Genomic DNA, 22,560 nt, shown 5'->3' with positions numbered 1-22,560 from the left:
GTCTCCTAGTCGGAGTTGAAGTAGCTGAGCAGTCGCAGGATCTCGACGTAGAGCCAGACCAGGGTGACGGTCAGTCCGAGGGCGACGCCCCAGGCGGCCCGCTCCGGCGCACCGGCACGGATCAGTCGGTCGGCGGCGTCGAAGTCGAGCAGGAAGCTGAATGCGGCCAGGGCAATGCAGACGAGCGAGAAGATGATCGCCAGCGGACCGCCGTTGCGGAGACCGAAGCCCTCACCGCCGTTGAACAGTCCGATCACCAGATTGCCGAGCATCAGCACGATGACGCCGATCATGCCGGCGAACAGCATGCGCGTGAAACGCGGTGTGACGCGGATGGCGCCGACCTTGTAGACGAGCAGCATGCCGAAGAAGACACCGAAGGTGCCCAGCACGGCCTGTCCGATCAGCGCTCCGGCCGACGTGTCTCCGGCGACCACCATGTTCGCGAAGACGAACGAGATGGAACCGACGAAGAGGCCTTCGAACAATGCGTAGGCCAGCACGATGGCCGGGTTGTCCTGCTTGCGCCCGAACGAGGCGACCAGCACGAGGGCGAGGCCACCGAGCGCGCCGACGAGCATGAGGGGCATCGCCAGGCTCGCCTGGGCGGATTCCGTGGCGCGGCTGCTGATGGCGAAGTACGTGGCAATCGCCGAGATCGTCAGCACACCGAGCGTGATGGCGGTCTTGGTGACGACGTCGTCGATGGTCAGCTGACGGCTGACCGCTGGCGCCTGGGTGTACGGATCGGTCTGCTGCCCCTGCTGACCCCACATGGCACCCTGACCGGCGGCGGCCGCTCCGGCGCCGAAACCGGCGTAGCCGGTCTGGTTATCGCGGACGACACCGCGCATAACCGGATTGCTGCTCTCTCGCACGAATGTGCTCCTTTGTCGTCGTGTCTGCGGTGACAGTTGATCGTGTGATGTCAACGGATATGGACACCGTCGAGTTCCGACTTTACCTTTTCTTGACTTTCATGTCGCGCGAGAACCCGCTGTCGGTGATCGTGTCAGTTCTCGGACCTCTGCCGGTCGAGCCAGGCGCGCACATCACTCGGCCGACCCGCGGCGCCCAAGACGCCCCGTGACGCCCGGCCCAGACACACCGACCGCATCAGCGACTCGGCCAGCGCGAGGTCGTCTCCCCAGGGCAATCCCGGTTTGGCCAGCATGAGCGAGGCCACCCCGTGTGCTGCCGCCCAGAACTCCAGCATCACCTCGGCCACGTCCTCCTCCGGGAAGAAACCCTCGGCGGCGAGTTCGCCCACCGTCCCGGCGACGCGGGTGAAGGCCGACGCGGCGAGCACCTCGTCGACCTTGGACGGTCCCCTCGGCGCGGATTGACGGAAGGCGATCCGATAGAGCACCGGCGTCGACACCGCGAACCGCACGTACGCGAGCCCCTGCTGCAGGGCGCGTTCGAGCGGATCGTCGATGCCGACGGACGCCTCGGCAAGCGCGCCGTCGAGACGTTCGAAGTAGCGGGCGCACACCGCGTCGAGGAGTGCGTCCTTGTCGATGAAATGCAGATAGATCGACGGCGGCGTGACGCCCACGCTCGTGGCGACGGCACGGATCGACACCGCGGCCGCATCGCCGTGTTCGAGCAGGAGCGCGGTCGCCGCCTCGATGATCTCGTCGGCCAGGAGTTCACCCGAGCCGCGGGGGGACCGGGTCCGCTTCATCGTGCTGTGATTCGTCGCGCTGGTCACTGCTCTCCTGGGTCGCGGGGCGTGGGGGCTGGGGCGATTCGGAGAGCCCGATCCGATCGTGCAGACGCCGCAGCGGGCCCGGCGCCCACCAGTTCGCCCGGCCGGCCAGGCGCATGAATGCCGGCACCAGCAGCATCCGGATGAGCGTGGCATCCATCAACACGGCGAGGGTCAGACCCACCCCGAACATACGCATGAAGGAGACCTCGGAGGCGGCGATCCCGGCGAAGACGATGCTCATCAGCAGTGCGGCGGCCGTGACGACCCGTCCGGTGCGGGCCAACCCGACCGCGACGGCGTGGTCGCTGCCGGTGCGGCTCCCGTCGGAGGCGAGCCATTCCTCCCGGATGCGTCCGAGCAGGAAGACCTCGTAGTCCATCGACAATCCGAACGCGATGCAGAACATCAGGACCGGGATGGTCGCGACGAGGTAGCCGGTTGCCGTCGTGCCCAGCCCGCCCAGGTGTCCGTCCTGGAAGAACCAGACCATCGCCCCGAAGGTCGCCGACAACGACAGGATGTTGAGGACCAGCGCCTTCAGCGGCAGCACGACGCTGCCGGTGAACAGGAACAGCAGGAGGAAGGTCGCGACGGCGATCGTTCCCATCACCCATGGCAGATGTGCGTAGATCGCGTCGACGGTGTCCTGGTTGGTGGCCGCGAGCCCGGTGACGAGGACCTCCGTGCCCGCTGGCGGCGCGACCGCGCGCAGCTCGTCGAGTTGCGCCGAGCCCTCGTCCCGCATCGGCTCGAGGTGGGTGGCGACCGAGACGATCGACACGTCGCCGCGGGTGTCGCCGGGAGATCCGGCGCCGACCCGACGACCGTCGACGAACGTGCCCGCCGACGACGACACCGAGTCCACCCGGTCGACCCGCGACAGCGCCGCCGTGTAGTCGGCGAGGGCGCTCTGATCGGGGACGCCGGAGGCGACCACGGTGACCGACGATGACAGGTTCTGCGCGAAGTCGTCGCGGATCTCCTGCTGGATCGCGTGGGACGACGCCGACGACGGCAGGACGCGATCGTCGGGGAATCCGAAGCGGATTCCCAGGAAAGGCGCCCCGAGCACGAGCAGGATCGCGGTGACCACCAGCGCAACCGGCAGGGCGTGGCGAAGCACGAACTGCACCAGCCGATACCAGCGCGTCTCCTCGATCGGCCGCGGTGCCGGCGGCGGCCGACGCATCCATCGGCGGATCGGTCGCCGGACGTCGAGGGCGTCCACTCGCGCACCGAGCACCATCAACAGAGCAGGGGTGAGGATGAGGGCCGCCAGCGCTGCAACCAGCACCACCCCGATGCCGGCGTAGGCAAACGACCGCAAGAAGTACATCGGGAAGATCGCCAGGGCCGCGAGCGACAAGGCGACCGTCACCGCCGAGAACGCCACCGTCCGGCCGGCCGTGGCCATCGTGGTCCGGATGGCAGCTGGCCGCTGCGCCCCGCCGTCGACCTCCTCGCGGTAGCGCGTCACGATCAGCAACGTGTAATCGATGGCCAGCGCGAGACCCATCGCGGTCGTGAGGTTCAGCGCGAAGATCGAGACGTCGGCGAACTCCGCGATCAGGCGCAGCAGGGCGAAGGTGCCGACGATCGCCACGATGCCGATCACGATGGGCAATGCGGCGGCGACGAGACCCCCGAACACGACGATCAGCACCAGGAAGCTGATCGGGATCGCGATCGCCTCGGCGACCGCGAGGTCCTTCGTCGTCTGTTCGTTGACCTGGCTGAACACCAGCCCCTGCCCGCCGACACGGATGGAGATGCCGTCGCGGTCCCCGGTGAATCGCTCCTCGATCTCCTGCGCGTGCGCAGGGCCGTCCTCCTCGCCACCCGAGAGCGTGGCGACCACGAGTGCCGAGGTCCCGTTCTCGCTGACGAGTGCAGGCGCCAGGCCGGGGTTCTGCCAGACCGAGAGGATCGGCCGCTGGACGTGGTCGATGGTCTCGAGTTCCCCGACGATCCCGGTCCCGACGGCGCGGGCGGTCGGATCGGTGGCCATCTGCATGCCGGTCGGGCCGTCGAGCTTGATCACCACCTGCAGCCCGCCGCGGTCGAACGTGTCCTCGAGCACGCGATCGGCACGGGAGGAGCCGGACTGCGGGTCGCTGTAACCGCCGGCGAGCAGGTGCTGGGCCGCGGTAGCTCCATAGATGCCCGCGAGCGCGAGCACGAGGACGGCGATCCCCAGGACGACGCGTGGCGCGCGAAGGATCAGGTCGGTCGATCTCGCCAACATCGCACACCCCCACCAGTGGATTATCGGCGTTAAGTTATCAGCATTAACTCGGCTGGGTCAATGCCTCGGCGTCGGCGGGCGGCAGACCGAGTCCGCGTCGTACCGTGCGCAGTTCGCGGCGGACGACGGCCCTCTCCGAACCCAGCAGCCCGGTGGCGCGGAGCACCTCGCGCAGCCGAACGGCCGGACGCGCGACGTCCACGAGGTGATGCAGCGGAGTCCGCCGCAGACCGAGACCGCCGACGGCCGACTCCTCCACCCACCGTGTGCTGATCGACGAGAACGACGTCGACAACACGGGTTTGATCACCAACCCCATCGCCGACACCACCGGTCCGGGGAGGGGGATCGCGTTCTGCAGGTCGTAACCGTCGCGCAGGAGCGCGCGCGTCAAGCGTCGAGACACCTCGTCCGGCTCGAGCTCGAACTCGGCGGCGATGGTGAATAACGACCGCGCGGCCGCGAAGTCGCCGGGCAACCGATCGTCGTCGACACCGATGACGGCACCGATTCGGCGCCAGAGGTGGGTGATGGCCTCGCGTTCGGCACTGCTGTACCGGATGCCCAGGTCGCGTCCGATCATCAACGGCAGCACCAGGAAGCCCCCGCCGATGGTCAGGGCCGAGTACGTCTGGTTGATCGGCACACCCCACGCGTCGACATCCCACGCGACACCCGATCCCGAGCGGTCGGACAGCAGATGATCACGGATCAGCGCGTGCAGCAACCGAATCCTGATCGTGGCGACCCACCCTGCCGCACCGGGCCGCATCGATCCCGGAGCGGTCGCCTCGGCCACCCAGCGCGCGGTGTTCTGCACCCGCTCGAGGGTTCCCTCCCCCAGCCGGCCGGTCGCCGCCAGGGGACGGACGAAACCCTGCGCCTTGTATCCGTAGATCAGCGACTGGTACAGCGTCGACGACTGCAGGGTGCCGAATCGCCACCAGGCGCGGGCGCCCGCCTCGGCGAGCGCCGGATCGAACCATGCCGGACACTCGCTCGCCGACCGCAACAGGTCTGCCAGCGCCGGCAGCGCGTCGGCGTCCTCCGCGCCGGCCGTCACCATCTCCAGCAGACGCGGCCAGGCCACACCGCGATCGTGCATCTGCGCGATCACGGCGTCGGCGAGGTCATCGGAGCGCACGAGTCCGTCCTCGAGGCGGGCGACGGCCTCGGGGTGGCGCTCTCGGACCGCTTCCCAGTTGCGCGCTCCGGTGATCGACGCGGCGTCCACACGTCCATGGTGATCACCGGGTGTCCGCAGGTCAAGCATGTGGACACGCGGGCGACGACGTGTCCGCTCAGACGCTCGGTGCAGTCGGTCGTCCCAGTCGGATCCATCCGACTGGCCCCGCGGCCGAGGTGGAACGTGTTCTAATTCTCACCGCCCCACACTCCGACTCGCCCGATGGATGTGCTTATGCCGGACAACGATTCGATCGACCCGACCGAGGTCGCACGCCCGTCGTCGTCGCGCCGCGACCCTGAGTGGCTGCGCGCGCGGCTCGACGACTGGTTGCCCACCGTCACCGGCTCGCCGGCCACGATCACCCGACTGGAGATCCCCTCGGCGAACGGCATGTCGAGCGAGACGATCGTGCTCGACGCGGCATGGGAGGACACCGATCACCGTCTGGTGGTCCGGGTCGCCCCCACGCCCGACAGCGATCCGGTGTTCCCGACCTACGATCTCGACCGGCAGTTCCGACTCATCGAACACGTTGCGTCGACAACGGATGTGCCGCTGCCGACGCTGTACTGGTCCGAGCCCGACCCGCGACCGCTCGGCGCCCCGTTCTTCCTCATGGGCCGTGTCGACGGCGTGATCCCACCGGATGTCATGCCCTACACCTTTGGCTCCTGGCTCACCGAGGTCTCCGACGATGATCGGCGGACAGTGGCCGGTACGACAATCGAGACCCTGGCGATGATCCACTCGGCGCCGGTGCCCGAGGAGTTGCTCGACCTGCCCGGGCCGGGCGAGACCCCACTGCGCGCGCACGTCCGTCGATTGCGGGAGTTCTATGCCTGGGCCTCGCAGGGACGGGCGGGATCACCGTTGATCGAGCGCGGGTTCTCCTGGGTGGACGAGCATCTCCCGGTCGAATCCGATCCGGTGCTGACGTGGGGCGACGCCCGCATCGGCAACATCATCTACCAGGACCTCTCGCCCGTGGCCATCCTCGACTGGGAGATGGCCGCCCACGGGCCGCGCGAACTCGACGTCGCGTGGCTGATCTTCCTGCATCGCTTCTTCCAGGACCTCGCGGAGATGGCGGGGCTGCCGGGCCTGCCCGAGTTCCTGCGGCGCGACGACGTCGCCGACGCCTATGCACGGTCGAGCGGACACGAGCCGCGTGATCTCGACTTCTACATCACCTACGCGGCGCTCATCCACGCCGTCGTGATGTACCGCATCCAGTCGCGCGCAATCCACTTCGGCCAGGCCGAGGAGCCGGTCGACACCGACGACATGATCCTTCATCGCGCGACGCTCGAAGCGATGCTGGCCGGTGCCTACTGGGCGGGAGTGCGCTGATGCTGTCACCGATGGACGACTATCCGATCCACCAGGTCGCCCAGGTCGTCCGGCATGTCGAGACCTCCGACCGCAACTTCTACGATCGCTACTACTTCAATTGTCATGGCCCGGATGCCGATTCGCCGTGGCTCATCATCGGCCTCGGCGTCTACCCGAACCTCGGGGTCACCGACTGTTTCGCCGTGGTGCGCCACGACGACGAGCACATCGTGGTGCGGGCGTCGAAGGCACTCGGCGCCGACCGCACCGACCTGACTGTGGGGCCGTTCACCGTCGAGATCCTCGACGGGCTGCGGCGCATCCGCGTGGCACTCGAAGGCGGGCACGGTGACCTCTCGTTCGATCTCGAGTTCGTCGCGAACGGGCCCGCGGCGCTCGAACCCCGGCACTTCCAACGTCAGATGGAACGGGTCACCTTCGACACCCAGCGGTTCGTGCAGACCGGCCTGTGGTCGGGCAGGCTGACCGTGGACGGCGCCCGGTTCGACGTCGAGCCCGGACCGTGGCGCGGCAACCGCGACCGATCGTGGGGTGTCCGACCCGTCGGTGAACCGGAACCGCCGGGCCGTCGGGCCGACGCCTCGATCTCCGGCACGTTCTTCTGGATCTACTCCGTGATGGAGTTCTCCGATCACGCCATCGTGGTCGTCGTGCAGGAGACCGAGACCGGCGAGCGTGTGATGGACGATGCGCGGCGGGTCTGGCACGACCCGGACCGCGAGCCCGAGTGGCTGGGTCACGTGACCCACGAGATCACCTTCGTGCCCGGGACGAGGGAGACCGCCGAGGCGACATTGCGTTTCACGAGACCCTCCGGCGCGGTCACCACCGTCACCTGCCATCCCGAACTCGCGAACTTTCTCGCGTTCGGCACGGGATACGGACTGGAGGCCGACTGGCGGCACGGGATGTGGCAGGGCGATCTCAAGGTCTCCGATCTCCACCTCAAGATCTCCGAACTCGATCCGACGATGAAGCTGTTCTGCGTGACCGACCACTACACCCGATTCGTCCGATTCGACGGTGACAACGAGGAAAACGGTTGTGGGCTGTTCGAATTCGCGGCCATCGGCCCCAACGAACAATACGGATTCACCGGCTACACTGACACGGCTCCGTGAAACCCTTGATGGGAGAGTCATGTCGGATACGCCGTTCGCGGGTCTGTCCCGTCGCGAGTTCCTGGCCCGCGTGGGCGCCGTCGGCGGTGGCGCCCTCCTGACCTCCTGGGCGTCCCCGATCATCGACCGCGCGTACGCGTCGGCGGACCCGGCCGGGACCGGTTCGCTCGACGACATCGAGCACATCGTCCTGTTCATGCAGGAGAACCGGTCGTTCGACCACTACTTCGGAACCTATTCGGGGGTACGCGGATTCGGCGAGGCATCGACGGTCTGGAAACAGTACGGCTGGGCCCCCGGCGTCGGCCCGACGACGAGCGGATACACGCTCCCGTTCCGACTCGACACCCGCAACGACGCCAATCTCGACGGCGAGTGCATCAACGATCCGGACCATTCGTGGGCGGGGATGCATCGTTCGTGGAACGGTGGCCGCAACGACGGCTGGCTCCCGATATCGATCGGGTCGGTCGGACCGGCGAACGCCCCTGCGCTGATGGGCTACTACGAGCGTGAGGACATCCCGGTGCACCGGTCGCTCGCCGAGGCCTTCACTCTCTGCGACAATTACCACTGCTCGGTCCTCGGGCCCACCGACCCGAACCGGCTCTACTGGATGAGCGCGACCCTCGATCCCGCCGGCACCCACGGTGGCCCGCTGCTCGAGACACCCACTCTGATACCGAAATTCGCCTATACCTGGCGCACGATGCCGGAAAACCTCCGCGATGCGGGGGTGAGCTGGAAGATCTACAACAACAAGGATCTCGGGCCGGTGTCCAGTGTCGTCCTCGACGGAATGATGGGCTGCTTCACACAGGCTCAGAATCCGGCATCCGAACTGGCACGGCGCGGGATCGCCCCCACCTACCCCACCGACTTCGCGGCCGATGTCGCCGACGATCGTCTGCCCAAGGTCTCCTGGGTCATCCCGTCGGCCCTCAACTGCGAGCATCCGGCGTTGCCCGCCGCCCTGGGTGCCGTCGGGATCGTCGAACTGCTCAACATCCTCACCTCGAACCGCCAGGTCTGGGAGAGGACGGCCCTGATCATCAGTTACGACGAGAACGGCGGGTTCTTCGACCACGTGAGCCCGCCGACCCCGCCGCCGGGCACCCCCGGTGAATACGTCAGCGTCCCCGACATCGGCGCTGTCGCATCGTCGAAGGGCATCCGCGGTCCGATCGGACTCGGCTACCGTGTTCCGTGTTTCGTGATCTCGCCGTACAGCCGGGGCGGTCTCGTCTCGTCGGAGACCTTCGACCACACATCGCAACTACGTCTCATCGAGAAACGATTCGGCGTCGACGTCCCGAACCTGACCCCGTGGCGGCGTCGTGTCGTCGGTGACATGACCTCTGCCTTCGACTTCGCCCGCAGACCGAATCCGGCGCGACCGCATTTCGGCGACCCGGTGCCGGGCGCTCAGAATGCGTTGGTGCAGTGCGGACCCAACGTCGCGGCGGGAACCCTCGGCAGGGGCCGACCCTATCCGGTGCCGCCCAATCGCATGCCGCGCCAGCAGCCCGGCTCCCGGCGGGCACCGAGCGGGATCGTCTGACCGGTCGATCCGGCTCCGCTCGTCGCGTCCCTCACCCCCGCTCGGCGATCGCCGAGACCCAGGCCGCCGCGAGGCGCTCGGCCAGGTCCGCGTCGGGTGCGAGAACGGTGATCTCCGTCGTGGCCGGGACGTCGATGCCCGTATCGTCGGCGACGCGGAACCGGCCGACGATGCCGTGATCGGCCTCGTCCCCCTCGCGGAGCGAAGGACGAGCGGAGACACCACGGCTCCCGGTCAGCAGTGCAGGTCCGTCCGCCACACGCTTGACGGCCTTGCGGACCCCGCGATGTCCGTGCCGGAGCACCGCGAACCACGCCCCGGCATGACTCGGATCGTCGTCGGTTCCGAGGTCGAGCGGGGTGCCGTCGGTGACCGACCACGGATGCACTGCCGACCACGACGCAACGGCGGGCGCACCGGGATCGGGCAGCACGGGATCCGGCCCACAGGTATCCGACAGCAGCGGAGAGGACAGCAGTGTGCCGAGGTCGACGGCGACATCCAGCGAGCCATCCCCCGTCTCGGCAAGCAGCGCGACGACGAAGGCATCGCGGATCGCGTCGGCATCCGTGGTCGCGAGGACTGCGGACGCGGTCGCGGTTCGGGTGTCGTCGGTGGCACGTGGGCGTGCCGGTCGGGCCGCGAGGATCGCCGGGGCGCCGGCGACGATCCGCTCGACACGACGCCCCGCCTCATCTCCGCGGGTCAGATCGTCGAGAGCGGTGGTGATATCGACGATCGATGCGGCGGGTGCCGTGGGAATCCTGCCCTCGAGGACGTCGACGATCTCGGTCAAAACGACGTGCAGGGAGTCGCGGTCGGCAGCCACCTGATGGGCCGCCGCGACGAGCGCGGGCCGCTCGCCTGCCACCGTCTCGACGGCGAGGGGTGCGCCCTCGGTGATGCGTACCCGCCCGACGGCGCGTCCGGCCGCCTCGGCGACCGACTCCGGCGGTGGGCCCGACGGGTGTTCGACGACAACGGAATCCACCGGCATCACCTCGGTGACCCAGACCAATTTGTTCTTCGGGGTGACCCGCAGCCGCAAGGCATCGTGGCGTCGGATCGCGGCATCGACCGCCTGAGCCACCGCACCACCATCGGGTGGTGTGTCGATGTTGACGGCGGCGGTCACCACACAGTCATCCACGGCGCGGCCCAAAGCACGCAGACGTTGTACTACGGCGTTCGGCGGCACAGGGATCGGGGAATCATTGGCGGTCGTGGACGGCGATCCGTCGTCCACGACCGCGCTCCCCTCTCCGCTGTCGACGACCTCGCCGGCCGCCGCGGCGAGCGCAGCCACCGTTCGCAGTTCCAGCATCTGCCGTGAGGTCACCGCGATCCCCGCCCGCACCGCCGCCGCGACCACCCGCAACGACGCGATACTGTCGCCACCGAGGGCGAAGAAGTCGTCGTCGATCCCCACGTCGCCGATGCGGTCCGGCCCGAGACCGAGTTCGCGGGCGACGATCTCGCGCAGAATCCCCTCTCGGTCGGTGCTCGGTTCGCGGTGCCGCGTCGCCGTGTCGACCTCCGGAGCAGGCAGGGCGCGGCGATCGATCTTCCCGTTGGGGGTCATCGGGAACCGGTCGACGATCATCACCGCGGCCGGGATCATGCTCTCCGGGAGCCGGTCGATCAGCTGCGCCCGCAGTGCCTGCCCGTCGACTCGATTCGATCCCGGATTCGTCTGGCGCAGAACAACATAGGCGACCAGCATTGACGCGCCGGTGAGCGCCGAGCTCGTGGAGATCACAAGGGCACCGTCGACGTCCGGCAGGGACTCGAGCGTCCCGACGACCTCGCCCGGCTCGATGCGCACGCCACGGATGGTGACCTGATCGTCGGAGCGGCCCAGCACATGCAGCGCTCCCGTGCGGTCCCATCTCGCCAGATCACCTGTGCGGTAGAGCCGCTCGCCCGGTGTGGCGGCGAAGGGGTGCGCGACGAACCGCGTGGCGGTCTCCCGGCTCCGGCCGTGATAGCCGTCGGCGAGATGTGCTCCGCCGACGTAGAGTTCGCCCCTGACCCCCGGCGCGGCCGGGCGCAGCCGGTGATCGAGCACGTAGACCGACGATCCGGGCAGAGGACGTCCGATCGGCACCCCGGCGTCGACATCGCGGGGCCCATCGACCTCGTGCACAGTCACATCACCGGTGATCTCGGTGCTGCCGTACAGGTTCACGATCGTCGCGTCGGGTGCGCAGGCGGCCATCCGACGTGCGGTGTCAGCGGTCAACGCCTCACCCGAGCAGACCCATCGGCGTAGCGAAGGGAGCGTGCCCGCGTCGGCGATGACCCGTGCCATCGTCGGGACGGTGACGAGTTCGGTGACCTGCTGCGCGCGGATCATTGCGGCGAGAGCGGACGGATCACGGGCCGTCGTGTCGTCGGCGACCACGACCGACCCACCGGCGCACAGCACACCGAACAGTTCCGTCGACGCGTCGACGAAGCCGATGGCGGACTTGGAGATCCCGACCGAGTTCGGTCCGATCCCGAAGTCGCTCTCCGCGAGCCCGATTCGATGCGCGAGCGCCGCGTGCGGCAACACCACACCCTTCGGTTCCCCCGTCGAACCAGACGTGTAGAGCAGCATCGCGGACGACGCGGGATCGATGGGCGGCGGCGGGTTCTCGGGGTCGGGGGTCTCGGGGCCGGACGGTTTGAGGATGTCGCGGTCGAGGTGGATCGTGCGGGGCCCTTCGTGACGCTCGCGAGCTCGCTCCTCAGGGACCGGGATGCGGGTCGGTCCATCCGTCAGCACCACCACGGCACCGGAGTCACGCAGGATGTACTCGATGCGGTCGTCCGGGTGCGTCGCGTCGACCGGCACGCACGTGGCGCCGGAACGCAGCACTCCGGCGATCGCGATCGGGAGCAGCTCGCTACGTGACACGAGCACCGCGACCCGGTCACCGCCGACGACACCCGCTTGCCGCAGTGTGCTCGCCACCGAGGAAGCTGCCCGGTCCAGGCCCGCGTGATCGATCACGGTGTCCCCGAAGCGGATCGCGTGCAGTCTCGCGTACCGGGTGGCGGCCGTTCGGAGCCGATCGTCGACGGTGACCCGCCGCGGCGACCGCTCCGTGCCGCCCCAGTGCGCCGGCACCGACGACGGCAGCGCCCACTCATGCAGCACCGCGGCGCGCTCGTCGTCATCGAGAAGCCCGGCCTGCGAGAGACGCAGGTCCGGCGCGGACCCCAGGAGCTCCAGCGCCCGATCGAGGTGCCGCGCCAGCATCTCGCCCGTCGTCCTGTCGAACAGGTCGGTCGCATAGTCGAATCGGACGTCGATGGCGCCGGAGCCGGAATGCTCGGTCACATCGACGGTCAGGTCGAACTTGGCGGTACCGGGGTCGATCGGGGTGACCTCGGTGGGCAGTCCGGCGAAATCGGGAATCGCCCAGTCCGCGCGGAACTGCACCATGACGCCGAACAACGGATGCCGGCCCATGGCCCGCTCCGGGGACACGGCGTCGACGACCGCCTCGAACGGCACATCCGACAGCGACATCGCATCCAGATCGTCGGCTCTGATCCGGTCGATGAGTTCGCCGACCGTGGGATCACCACCGAGGTCGGTACGCAACACGACCATGTTGACGAAGAACCCCACCAGCCCATGAGCGGCGGCGTCGTCACGACCGGCGACCGGTGTGCCGACGACGATGTCGTCGCCCGCACCGTCCTCCGACAGCATCAGGGCGACGGCCGCATGGATGAGCATGAACATCGACACCCGACGATCGCGAGCGGTCCTGCGCAGCCGGTCCGCGATCACCGGGTCGAGCCGAAAGGCGACCCGGTCACCCCGGTAGCTGGTGATCGACGGCCGCGGACGGTCGTAGGGCAACGCGAGTTCCTCGGGCGCACCGTGCAGTCGACGGCGCCACCGCTCGATGCCGTCCCGGCGCCGCGGGTGATCGCGCACCACATGCTGCCAGTGGGTGTGATCGCGATAGGACACCGGCAACGGTGCGGCGGTGAACGGAGACACCCGGGCACCGGCGATGCGCGCGAGGTACGCGCGCGACAGGTCATCGACCAGGATCGGCGACGACCATTCGTCGCCGGCGATGTGGTGGACGAGAAGCACGATCGAGCAGGCGGATCCGGTCGCTTCCGTACCCCGGCCGGCACCGGCACGCCCGCGGATGACGACGGCGCGGAACGGTATCTCCGTGGCGAGATCGAAGCGGTGCGCCGCGACCGAGCGGACCGCGTCGTCCGTGCCCTCGGCATCGACATCCATCACCGTTGCGGTCCAGCGCACCTCGTCCATCGGCAGGACGTGCTGCCAGGCGACGCCGCCGTCGTCCTCGGCGATCACGGTCCGCAAGGTCTCGTGACGTTCGATCACGTCGTACAGGGCGGCGTCGAGCGCCGCGAGATCGGGTTCCTCTGGTATCCGTAGCACGATCGGGATGTTGTACGCCGCGGTGCGACCTTCGAGGCGGAACAGGAACCACAGCCGCTCCTGCGCCGCCGACAGTCCCGTGACCGTGGGGCGCGGCCCGACGTCGTCGATCCGGGGGAGGACGCTCGCGGCGTGCGTGCCATCGTCTCGGCGCCGGTCGACCATGTCGGCGATCTCGGCGACGGTCGGGCGGTCGAAGACGTCGCGCATCTCGAGGTTCACACCGAACTGCTCGCCGAGCCTGTTGAGCAACCGCGTCACGAGCAGTGAATGTCCACCGAGAGCGAAGAAGTCATCGGTCCGCGATCGGCCACCCCGGCGCAGGACTGTCGAGAATGCCTCGGCCACCGCCTCTTCGGTCGGTGTCGCGGGCGGCGTCGCGTCGTCGTCGGGCCGACTGTGGATCGTGGGCAGTGCTCGCCGATCGATCTTCCCGTGCGCCGATCGCGGGATGGCGGCGACCTCCACGATGTCTGCCGGTACCATCTGCGAGGGCAGGGTGCCCGCGACGTGAGCACGCACCATGGCGATGTCGATCGGTGAGTCCGCGGTCACGTACGCGATCAGTGACGGATCATCGTGCGCGTCGCGGGCGACCACCACGACGGCCTCGTCCACCCCGGGCGCCTGCGCGACAGCACGTTCCACCTCGGCCGGTTCGACCCGGACTCCACGGATCTTGACTTGGTCGTCGGCACGTCCGATGACCCGGATACGACCGTCGCCATCCCGGACCGCACGATCGCCCGTGCGATACATCCGGGCACCATCTGCGGCCGGATCCGCGACGAAGCGGTCGGCGGTCCACTCGGGCCGCCCATGATAGCCGCGCGCGAGTTGGATACCCCCGACGTAGAGTTCGCCGACGTCGCCGACAGGCACCGGACGCAGCCACGAGTCCAGGATCGTCACCCTGCATCCGGGGACCGCGGACCCGATGGTCACATCGTCGTCGGCGTGGACGTCGCCATAGGTCGCGTCGCCGGTGACCTCCGTGGAACCGTACGAATTGATCAGCCGCGCAGTCGGATCGAACCGCCGCACCTGACGGACGACGGCTGCCGGCAACGGTTCACCGCTCGAGACCCACAGGGCGACTGTCGAGATCGGCGCCACCGAATCACCCACCAGCTCGCGGAGGAGCGACGGGACAGCCGTGAGATGCGAGACGCGGTGGCGATCGAGCAGGCGGACCAGAGCTCTCGGGTCCCTCGCGGCATCGCCGCCGGCGACGACGATCCGGTCGCCGCGGACGAGCGCCCCGAACACCTCGGTGATCCCGTCGATGAAGCCGGCCGGGCTCTTCCACAGGGTGATCCGATCGGACGGTCCGCGCGTCACGTCGTCGTGCAGCCAATCGCGTGCCGCCCAGGCCAGCCGATTCACCAAACCGGCCTGGGTGACCATCACACCCTTTGGCACACCGGTCGAGCCCGAGGTGTAGGCGATGCAGGACAGGTGATCCGGCCGCGTCGGAGTCCGACATGCGCCCATGTGCGGCGGTTCGGACCCGCGTGACCCCGCAGCCGTCCACGTCGCACCGTCATCGAGGTGCACGATGGTCGCCGAAGTCTCCGGCAGTGCCACGTCGCGGCGGGTAAGGATCACCGTCGGCCGGCTGTCGGTGAGGATGTGGCGCAGACGATCCGCGGGGTAGTCGGGATCGATCGGGACGACCACGCCGCCGGCTACGGCGACTGCGGCGAGCGCGACGACGGCGGACTCATCGCGCGGCAGGAGTACGGCCACCCGGTCGTCGGGCATCACACCGTCGGCGACGAGCCTCCCGGCGAGCTGCCGGACACGTCGATCCAGGTCTGCCCGGCTGACCTCCACCCCACCGGCGACGACGGCGATCCCGTCCTGGTCCGAGCTCGCACGCTCACCGATGCCCTCCGCCAGCAGATCCGCGAACGTCGAGGTCGATGACCCGGGATCGGTCTGGACGTGACGGTCGGAGGACGCACCGAGCGCGGTTCGCCCGACCGGTCGCACCCATGCATCGGGTTGCGCTGCGCGACAGAGGATATCGGCGAGATCCTCGGCAAGCTCGGCGAGTCGTCGTCTGTCGTATCGCGAGTCGTCGGCGTCGAGCTGCAGTTCTATGTCACCCGTGACGGACCGTCGTACGGTGATCGTCAGTTCCTCCACGGGCCCGCGGGCCAGCGAGTGCACAGTCACGTCCACGCCGCCGAAGCTCAGATGATCGTCGATGGCCTTGACGTTCAGCCAGATCGGCGGCAGCCCGCCGTCTCCGAGACGCGCGATCTCCTCGCCACGAAACCAGGCGTGCGGACGGATGCGCCGGATCCCGGTCATTGCCGCCGACGTCACCTCATCGACCGTCGACCACCCGTCGACCGAGAGAGCGAGGGGCACGACATTGACGACCATCGTCGGGACCGCGAATGCCGGTGTGCCGAGCCGATTCATCATCGGGTAGCCCAGCACGGCACCTGCCGATCCCGCACGTCCGGCGATATGTGCGGCGAGGATTCCGGTGACCGCGTCTCCCCACGAACCCCCGTGCCGTGCGCCGAGCTCGGCAAGCAGATCGGCGGTGGCACCGTCGATCATGACCTGATCCGAGAGGACCCCGCTCGCCCGACGGTCGCCCCCGACGGCCGGCCGCAGGCCGGTGACGTCGCCGACGGTGGTCAACTCGTCGCGCCAGAATTCCTCGTCGCGACCACGATCCCCCGATGCGCGGTACTGACATTCGGCATCGAGCACAGCGGTCAGTGGATCGAACCACGCGTCACGCGCCGGGAAGCCTGTTCGCGCTGCGGCATACAGTTCGCCGGCGCGCCGTCCGAGCAGGCCGAGGGCGAACACGTCCGCGACGATGTGATGCGCACGCACACACACGATGACGCTGGCGTGGCCCGGCGACTGCACGGACTCCCTGTCCAGCCGGAGCACGGTCGCCTCGAAGCAGGGGTCGGTGGCGGGGTCGAGCTGTGTGCGCGCACGCTCCCGCATCCATCGGGTGGCGGCCGCAGCTGGATCGTCGTCTCCGGAGAGATCGACCACGGCGACATCGTCCACCCGGTGTGCGTGCGGCCGGGCGACGACCTCACCGTCCTCGGTGCCGAACGCGCACGACAGCCCTGGCGCCTCGCCGATCGTGGCGGAGATCGCGTCGACGAGCGAACGCAGGTGGACCGGTTCGTGGGGTTCCCAGGTCTGCCCGACGACGAATGTCGACGACGGCCCGATCAGCTGCTGGCCGTACCAGACTCCCGCCTGTGCGCCGGTGACGCCGATCGCGGTGACGGTCTGTTCGGTCATCAGGTTCCTCTCAGTCGCGGAATCACCAGCGGTGTGTGGGATTCCGGGTCGTCGATGATCCGGCAGCGCAGGCCGAAGACCTCGTCGATGAGGTTGGCGTCGACGATGTCGGCCGGCCGCCCTTGGGCGACGATTCGCCCTTCCTTCATCGCGACGAGGTGATCGGCGTACCGGAAGGCGTGATTGAGGTCATGCAGGACGGCGACCATGGTGCGGCCGCGTTCTCGATTGAGTTCGTGGCACAGATCCAGCAGTTCGATCTGATAGGCGATGTCGAGAAACGTGGTGGGTTCGTCGAGCAGGACGAGCGGGGTCTCCTGGGCGAGGACCATCGCCACCCAGACCCGTTGGCGCTGGCCGCCGCTCAGTTCGTCCACCAACCGTGCCGAGAGGTCGGTGATCCCGGTGGCGGCCATCGCCTCCTGGACTGCGGACTCGTCGTCGGCGGTCCACTGTCGGAACATCGACTGCCGGGGGAATCGTCCTCGCGCGACGAGTTCGGCGACGCGGATGCCCTCGGGTGCCACCGACGTCTGCGGGAGCAGCCCCAGACGGCGGGCGACCTCCTTGGCGGGGTATGCGCTGATCGATCTGCCGTCGAGGATCACCGATCCCGATGTCGGCCTGAGCAGTCGCGAGAGCGCGCGCAGCAGTGTCGATTTGCCGCAGGCGTTCGGCCCGACGATGACGGTGAACGCCCCGTCCGGGATGTCGATGGACAGCGACTCACTGATGACGCGCTCGTCGTAGCCGATGGTGATGTCCTGGGCCCGCAGCCGGCTCTCGTCGGCAGGCACCGGAACATGGTTCGTGGTCATTGTCGTCGAGCCTCCTGTGCCAAGAGCCAGACCAGATAGACGCCGCCGACCGATGCCGTGACGACACCGACGGGCAGTTGGGTGGGCGCGAAGGCGTGCTGGGCGACGTAGTCGCTGCCGACGAGGAGCAGCGCACCCATCGCCGCGGCGGGCGCGAGCGCCACACCCGCGCTCCGGGTGAGGCGCCGGGCGAGCTGCGGTGCGGCCAGGGACACAAAGGCGATGGGGCCGGCGACCGAGGTCGCGATCGCCGTCAGCGCGACGCCGAGCACGATCACGAACAGCCTCGTGGGTTCCACCCGCACTCCGAACGCCCGAGCCGTGTCGTCGCCCATCTCCATCACCGGCCCGATGTAGGCGGCGATCATGATGAACGGCACCAGAATCGCCGAGACCACCAGCGCGGGTGTGGCATCCGCCCAGGTGATGCCGTTGAGAGTGCCCGCGCCCCAGGTGGCCGCCGACAGCGCGTCATCGAGGTCGGCCTTGAGGATGAGCCACGTGTTGAGCGAGGCGAGCATGGCGCTCAGCGCGATGCCGACGATGATCAGCCGGAACCCCTGGACGCCTCGTTTGAACGCGAACACGTAGACGGCGAGCGCGGTCGCGATCCCCCCGAGCAACGCTCCCAGCGCCGTCCCGTACTGGTGATCGGTGCCGATGATCAGGATCGTCACCAGCGCACCGGAGTAGGCGCCGGTGTTGAACCCGATGATGTCGGGGCTGCCCAGTGCATTGTGGGTGAGCGACTGGAAGATCGCCCCGCTGACCCCGAGCACGGCGCCCAGCACGAGAGCACAGGCCACCCGCGGCAACCGCCATTCGGTGATCACCAGGGTCTCGAATCGTGTTCCGCCGCCGACCAGCGTCTCGAGCACCCGGATCGGGGCGATCGGATAGTCCCCGGTGCCGAGTGCGACGACGGCGACGATCAGGGCGGCGACCGTGAGCGCCACGATGACGGTGACGGATCGGACGCCGATCCGCAGCGACGGCGATCCGTGCGGTCCGCGCAGGACGACGACCGAACGGCCGAAGTCGATCGCCGTGGTCTCCCGGGTGAGTGTGCGGGTCATAGGCCACTCGCCTTCGCGCGGCGCACCAACAGGATCAGGACAGGGGCACCGATGAACGCGGTGACCACGCCCACCTGCATTTCTCCCGGCCGGATGATCACGCGGCCGACGACGTCGGCGAGCAACACGAGGATCGCCCCGCCGAGCACGCTGTAGGCGACGATCCACCGCTGATCGGGCCCGACTATCCAGCGTGCGATGTGCGGGATCATCAATCCCACGAAGGAGATGGGCCCGGCTGCCGCGGTGGCTGCGCCACACAGCAACGTGACCGCCACAGTGCCCACGACCCGCGTGCGGCCGACGTTCGCGCCCAACGACCGCGCGGTGTCGTCGCCGAGGGCGAGCGCGTTGAGCGATCTGGCGGCGGCCACCGCCAACGCGAGACCGACGACGATGAACGGCGCGACCGCCGCCGTGACGGACATGTCGCGACCGGCGATGGATCCGGCTCGCCAGTAACGCATCTGGTCGAAGGCCTCGGGATCGAGGAGCGTCAGGCCGGTGGTGACACCGGTCAGCAGAGCACTCACCGCGACCCCGGCCAGCGTCAGCCGGATCGGCGACGGCGCGGCGCGGCCCATCGACCCGAGCAGGTACACCGCCACGGACACGACCGCGGCGCCGGCGAATGCGAACCAGACATACGACCAGATCCCGGTCAGCCCGAGCAGTCCGACGGCCACCGCCACGAAGAACGCCGAGCCGGCGTTGACACCGAGCAGTCCGGGGTCGGCCAACGGGTTCCGGGTCATCCCCTGGATGAGCGCACCGCCCACACCCAGTGCCATTCCGACGATCAAGCCGAGAATCGTTCGGGGAATGCGCAGTTCACGGATGATGATCGCGTCGTCGGTGTGGGCGTTGGAGAAAACGGCGTCGACGACGGTACCGAGTGGGATCGTCTTGGCACCGATCGCGACGCTGAGTGCGCAGACGACCACGAGCAGGACGACGCCGGCGACCGCACCGATGACGCGACGTGAGTTCGACGCGCTCACCGTGTACTGCGCCGCTCGAGCCGGCGGCAGTGACGTCGCGATGCGTTCTTCGTCCGTCTGCGGCTCGAGCCGATTGTCCTGTGGCATAGGTCAGTCTTCGTCGTCGCCGGGATCGTGGTGATCGAGATTGACGGTCCCGTTGCGCCAGTACCCGTCGACCTTGACGCGATGCTTGGGGACACCGAGGTCACGCCGGAGGTACCGGCGTATCGGTTTCAGCGTGTTCGCCTCGCCCGCGATCCAGGCGAAGTAGTCGCCCGCCGGGAAGTCGACATCGCGGATGGCCTCCTGCAGCAGTGGGCTGTTGCCGGGTTCGGTGTCTCCGCGGTGCAGCCAGGTGACCCGGGCTCCCGGACGGGCCGGGAGACGGACCTCGTTCTCCGGTCCCGACACCTCGATGAACGCCACGATCTCCTTGTCGCCGGGAAGTTCCTCGAACCAGCGGCCGATCGCGGGGAGCGCGGTCTCGTCCGCCGCGAGCAGATACCAGTCGTAGCCGGTCGGATAGATGTGGGAACCGCGCGGGCCGAGCATGCCGAGGCGCTCCCCCACGTCGGCCGCCGCCGCCCACGATCCACCCACCCCGTGGGTGTGCAGGACGAAATCGATGACGAGCTCGGCCCGTTCGGCGTCGAAGGCACGAACGGTGTAGTCGCGGTACACCGGACGCGCTCCGTCTGCCGGCGGCACGATCCCGTTCGGACCGATTCCGGGCATCACGATCTCCTCGGTCTCGGGCTGTGGGAAGAACAGTTTGACGTGTTCGTCGGGAGCCATCGGCACGAAGTGGAACCCGTCCGGATCGGTGCACCGGAACGTCAGGCGCTGCATCTGCGGCGTCAACGAGTCCGACCGGATCACCTCCAGGAATCGTGGCGTGAGGTCGTACATCACCAGGTTGACGTCGGTGTGGTGAGGGGCGAGCCGGGCTGTGCTCATCTCATCTCCTTCCAGAAGTGGGCGTATCGGGTGTTGCCGTCCATCAGTTCGTCGTGTGTCCCCACGGTCACCGGTCCACCGGAGCCGTCGAGGAACACGACCTGATCCGCCGCCCGCACGGTCTGCAGCCGGTGCGCGATGATCAGTCGGGTGCGTCCCTCGCCGAGATGTCCGAGCGCTTGGCGGACCGCGGCCTCGTTCTCGGGATCCAGCGCGGAGGTGGCCTCGTCGAGCAGCACGACCGGCGCATCCTTCAGCAGGGCCCGCGCGATCGAGACCCGTTGGCGTTCACCGCCGGACAGTGCGGTACCACGGTCCCCGACCTGGGTATGCCATCCGGCGGGCAGCCGCTCCACGATCTCGTCCAGGCGTGCGAGTGCGGCGGCGCGATCGAGCTCGTCGGGTCCGGCATCGGGCCGCCCCATGGTGACGTTGTCGCGGATCGTGCCATCGAACAGGTACGAGTCCTGGAAGACGACCGCCACCTGCCGCATCAGGTCGGCGGTGCGTAGATCGCGGACATCTGCACCGCCCAGCAGGATTCTTCCCGCGTCGACATCCCAGAACCGGGCGGCCAGCCGGACGAGGGTCGTCTTGCCCGTCCCCGACGGGCCGACGACGGCGCACACGCCGCCGGACGGAATCCGGAACGAGACACCGTCGACGATGGGCGCGTCCGCTTCGTAGCCGAATCGCACGTCACGGAACTCGATGCCCGCGTCGGCGATCCGGGCCGAGTGATCCGGTTCCGTCAGTGACGGCGTGCCGAGGATCTCGCCGATCTCCCGCACCGTCTGTTCCGCTGCCCAGATGACGCTTCCCGTCCGGCCGAGCGCGGCGACGGCGTCGACGATGAGCGTGGCCAGGACGACCAGTGAGATCGCCACCGCCGGCGAGATGACGCCGTCCTGCAGGCGCCACCATGCACTGCACAGGACGGCCGCGATGAGCAGAGCCGTCCCGACCGAAAATGCGGTGACGCCGACGATCGCACCGCGGAAGTACGACGACGCGGCGCGACGGACCTGGTCCAGCGCGGCCCGCAGGTCGGTCCCGGCTTCGCCGAGACGGCCGTGTGCCCGGAGAACAGCCTGCTTCTGGGCGAATTCGAGGACCTGTGCACCGATCTCCTGCGTGGCGGCCACGCGTGTGATGTTGCCCTGGCGGTTCAGTCGCGTCGCCAGACGGTAGACGACGGCCAGCACGCCCAAGGCGAGTGCCACCACCAGCGCCGTCGGGAGATCGACCACCGCGATCACCACCCAGAGCGTGCCCGCAGTCGCAACCGCTCGGATGTTCAGCGTGACGATGGCGTTGAGCATGACCGCCAACGACTGTGTTGCGTCGTTGAGCAATCGGTTCAACGAATCCTGCTGTGCCGGTGTGAACCATCCCAGCGGCAGCGTCATCACGTGGTCACCGACGCGGTGGTGCAGGGTCGCGACCACCACGGTCGTCACCGAGCGCTGTGCGCGGATCGCCCAGCGCTCCAGCACGAGTGCGATGCCGCCGACGACGACGAACAGACCGGCCCACCACCAGGCACGCGGAAAGCGGTCGGTGAACAGGTCGGCCATCAGCGGCACCAGCAACGCGAGGCAGGCTGCCTCGAGCACGGCGGCCGCGGCCACGACGCCGAGCGCTCGTGTCAATCGCCGGGTGGCATCCTGTCCGGCCACCCGTCGCAGACCGGCGAGCATGCCGCCCCTTCGTGATGCTCGGCTATCGCCTCGCTCCTCAGGGAACAGACCGCCGGCGAGCGTGCGAGCGTCCCCCGGACCCTGAGGAGCGAGCGTGCGAGCGTCACGAAGGGTCGCCCGTGAACGATC

Annotated in this window: 13 protein-coding genes; 3 read left to right on the top strand and 10 right to left on the bottom strand. The window is 68.6% G+C overall.

Translation table 11 applies throughout. The features are described from left to right. Window positions 1-5 precede the first annotated feature (5 nt). The 4 genes from QSJ19_RS24535 to QSJ19_RS24520 all read right to left on the bottom strand — a co-directional run bounded on the left by QSJ19_RS24535 (window position 6) and on the right by QSJ19_RS24520 (window position 5,193). Window positions 6-878, bottom strand: coding sequence for a Bax inhibitor-1/YccA family protein (locus QSJ19_RS24535; RefSeq protein WP_286323663.1), 873 nt, complete (start codon window positions 876-878; stop codon window positions 6-8). 134 nt (window positions 879-1,012) lie between these two features. Continuing rightward, on the bottom strand, window positions 1,013-1,687 hold the full coding sequence (locus QSJ19_RS24530) for a TetR/AcrR family transcriptional regulator (RefSeq protein ID WP_286323662.1): 675 nt from the start codon (window positions 1,685-1,687) through the stop codon (window positions 1,013-1,015). Continuing rightward, window positions 1,653-3,959: an MMPL family transporter gene (locus tag QSJ19_RS24525; protein WP_286323661.1), complete on the bottom strand. Its 2,307-nt coding sequence runs from the start codon at window positions 3,957-3,959 to the stop codon at window positions 1,653-1,655. Before QSJ19_RS24525 ends, QSJ19_RS24530 begins: the two co-directional genes overlap by 35 nt. A 43-nt stretch (window positions 3,960-4,002) precedes the next feature. Next, window positions 4,003-5,193, bottom strand: a complete 1,191-nt coding sequence (locus QSJ19_RS24520) for an oxygenase MpaB family protein (protein ID WP_286323660.1) — start codon at window positions 5,191-5,193, stop codon at window positions 4,003-4,005. Window positions 5,194-5,379: 186 nt separating this feature from the next. Here QSJ19_RS24520 and QSJ19_RS24515 point away from each other — a divergent pair, with 186 nt between their 5' ends. Genes QSJ19_RS24515 through QSJ19_RS24505 form a run of 3 tightly spaced genes read left to right on the top strand, consistent with a single transcriptional unit; the run spans window position 5,380 to window position 9,183 of the window. Next, the gene (locus QSJ19_RS24515; protein ID WP_286323659.1) at window positions 5,380-6,498 is read left to right on the top strand and encodes a phosphotransferase family protein; all 1,119 of its coding nucleotides are present in this window, start codon (window positions 5,380-5,382) and stop codon (window positions 6,496-6,498) included. After that, window positions 6,498-7,622: an Rv3169 family protein gene (locus QSJ19_RS24510; protein ID WP_286323658.1), complete on the top strand. Its 1,125-nt coding sequence runs from the start codon at window positions 6,498-6,500 to the stop codon at window positions 7,620-7,622. The genes QSJ19_RS24515 and QSJ19_RS24510 overlap by 1 nt, the downstream gene beginning before the upstream one ends. A gap of 19 nt (window positions 7,623-7,641) precedes the next feature. Then, on the top strand, window positions 7,642-9,183 hold the full coding sequence (locus QSJ19_RS24505) for a phospholipase C (RefSeq protein ID WP_286323657.1): 1,542 nt from the start codon (window positions 7,642-7,644) through the stop codon (window positions 9,181-9,183). Between the two features lie 31 nt (window positions 9,184-9,214). Here QSJ19_RS24505 and QSJ19_RS24500 read toward each other — a convergent pair whose 3' ends face one another. The 6 genes from QSJ19_RS24500 to QSJ19_RS24475 are packed head-to-tail and all read right to left on the bottom strand — an operon-like array spanning window position 9,215 to window position 22,431. Further along, window positions 9,215-16,897, bottom strand: a complete 7,683-nt coding sequence (locus QSJ19_RS24500; protein ID WP_286323656.1) for a non-ribosomal peptide synthetase — start codon at window positions 16,895-16,897, stop codon at window positions 9,215-9,217. Beyond that, window positions 16,897-17,715: an ABC transporter ATP-binding protein gene (locus tag QSJ19_RS24495; protein ID WP_286323655.1), complete on the bottom strand. Its 819-nt coding sequence runs from the start codon at window positions 17,713-17,715 to the stop codon at window positions 16,897-16,899. The genes QSJ19_RS24500 and QSJ19_RS24495 overlap by 1 nt, the downstream gene beginning before the upstream one ends. Next, on the bottom strand, window positions 17,712-18,791 hold the full coding sequence (locus tag QSJ19_RS24490; protein WP_286323654.1) for a FecCD family ABC transporter permease: 1,080 nt from the start codon (window positions 18,789-18,791) through the stop codon (window positions 17,712-17,714). Before QSJ19_RS24490 ends, QSJ19_RS24495 begins: the two co-directional genes overlap by 4 nt. Then, on the bottom strand, window positions 18,788-19,879 hold the full coding sequence (locus QSJ19_RS24485) for a FecCD family ABC transporter permease (RefSeq protein ID WP_286323653.1): 1,092 nt from the start codon (window positions 19,877-19,879) through the stop codon (window positions 18,788-18,790). The genes QSJ19_RS24490 and QSJ19_RS24485 overlap by 4 nt, the downstream gene beginning before the upstream one ends. A gap of 3 nt (window positions 19,880-19,882) precedes the next feature. Then, entirely contained in the window at window positions 19,883-20,731 is an 849-nt protein-coding gene (locus QSJ19_RS24480; RefSeq protein WP_286323652.1) for a siderophore-interacting protein, read from the bottom strand. Next, window positions 20,728-22,431 (bottom strand): ABC transporter ATP-binding protein, encoded by a 1,704-nt coding sequence (locus QSJ19_RS24475; protein ID WP_286323651.1) that lies wholly within the window; start codon window positions 22,429-22,431, stop codon window positions 20,728-20,730. The genes QSJ19_RS24480 and QSJ19_RS24475 overlap by 4 nt, the downstream gene beginning before the upstream one ends. Between the last annotated feature and the right edge of the window lie 129 nt (window positions 22,432-22,560).

The sequence above is a fragment of the Gordonia sp. ABSL11-1 genome (assembly GCF_030315685.1).
Taxonomy (GTDB): Bacteria; Actinomycetota; Actinomycetes; order Mycobacteriales; family Mycobacteriaceae; genus Gordonia.
The sequence above is the reverse complement of the archived record's forward strand: the minus strand, read 5'-3'. Positions and strand labels throughout refer to the sequence as shown.

Excerpts from the sequence above, each read along its gene's own strand:
- QSJ19_RS24515 (WP_286323659.1), top strand. The coding sequence starts at position 5,380 with ATGCCGGACAACGATTCGATCGACCCGACCGAGGTCGCACGCCCGTCG.
- QSJ19_RS24500 (WP_286323656.1), bottom strand. The coding sequence starts at position 16,897 with ATGACCGAACAGACCGTCACCGCGATCGGCGTCACCGGCGCACAGGCG.
- QSJ19_RS24485 (WP_286323653.1), bottom strand. The coding sequence starts at position 19,879 with ATGCCACAGGACAATCGGCTCGAGCCGCAGACGGACGAAGAACGCATC.
- QSJ19_RS24480 (WP_286323652.1), bottom strand. The coding sequence starts at position 20,731 with ATGAGCACAGCCCGGCTCGCCCCTCACCACACCGACGTCAACCTGGTG.
- QSJ19_RS24510 (WP_286323658.1), top strand. The coding sequence starts at position 6,498 with ATGCTGTCACCGATGGACGACTATCCGATCCACCAGGTCGCCCAGGTC.
- QSJ19_RS24530 (WP_286323662.1), bottom strand. The coding sequence starts at position 1,687 with ATGAAGCGGACCCGGTCCCCCCGCGGCTCGGGTGAACTCCTGGCCGAC.
- QSJ19_RS24505 (WP_286323657.1), top strand. The coding sequence starts at position 7,642 with ATGTCGGATACGCCGTTCGCGGGTCTGTCCCGTCGCGAGTTCCTGGCC.
- QSJ19_RS24495 (WP_286323655.1), bottom strand. The coding sequence starts at position 17,715 with ATGACCACGAACCATGTTCCGGTGCCTGCCGACGAGAGCCGGCTGCGG.
- QSJ19_RS24475 (WP_286323651.1), bottom strand. The coding sequence starts at position 22,431 with ATGCTCGCCGGTCTGCGACGGGTGGCCGGACAGGATGCCACCCGGCGA.
- QSJ19_RS24490 (WP_286323654.1), bottom strand. The coding sequence starts at position 18,791 with ATGACCCGCACACTCACCCGGGAGACCACGGCGATCGACTTCGGCCGT.
- QSJ19_RS24525 (WP_286323661.1), bottom strand. The coding sequence starts at position 3,959 with ATGTTGGCGAGATCGACCGACCTGATCCTTCGCGCGCCACGCGTCGTC.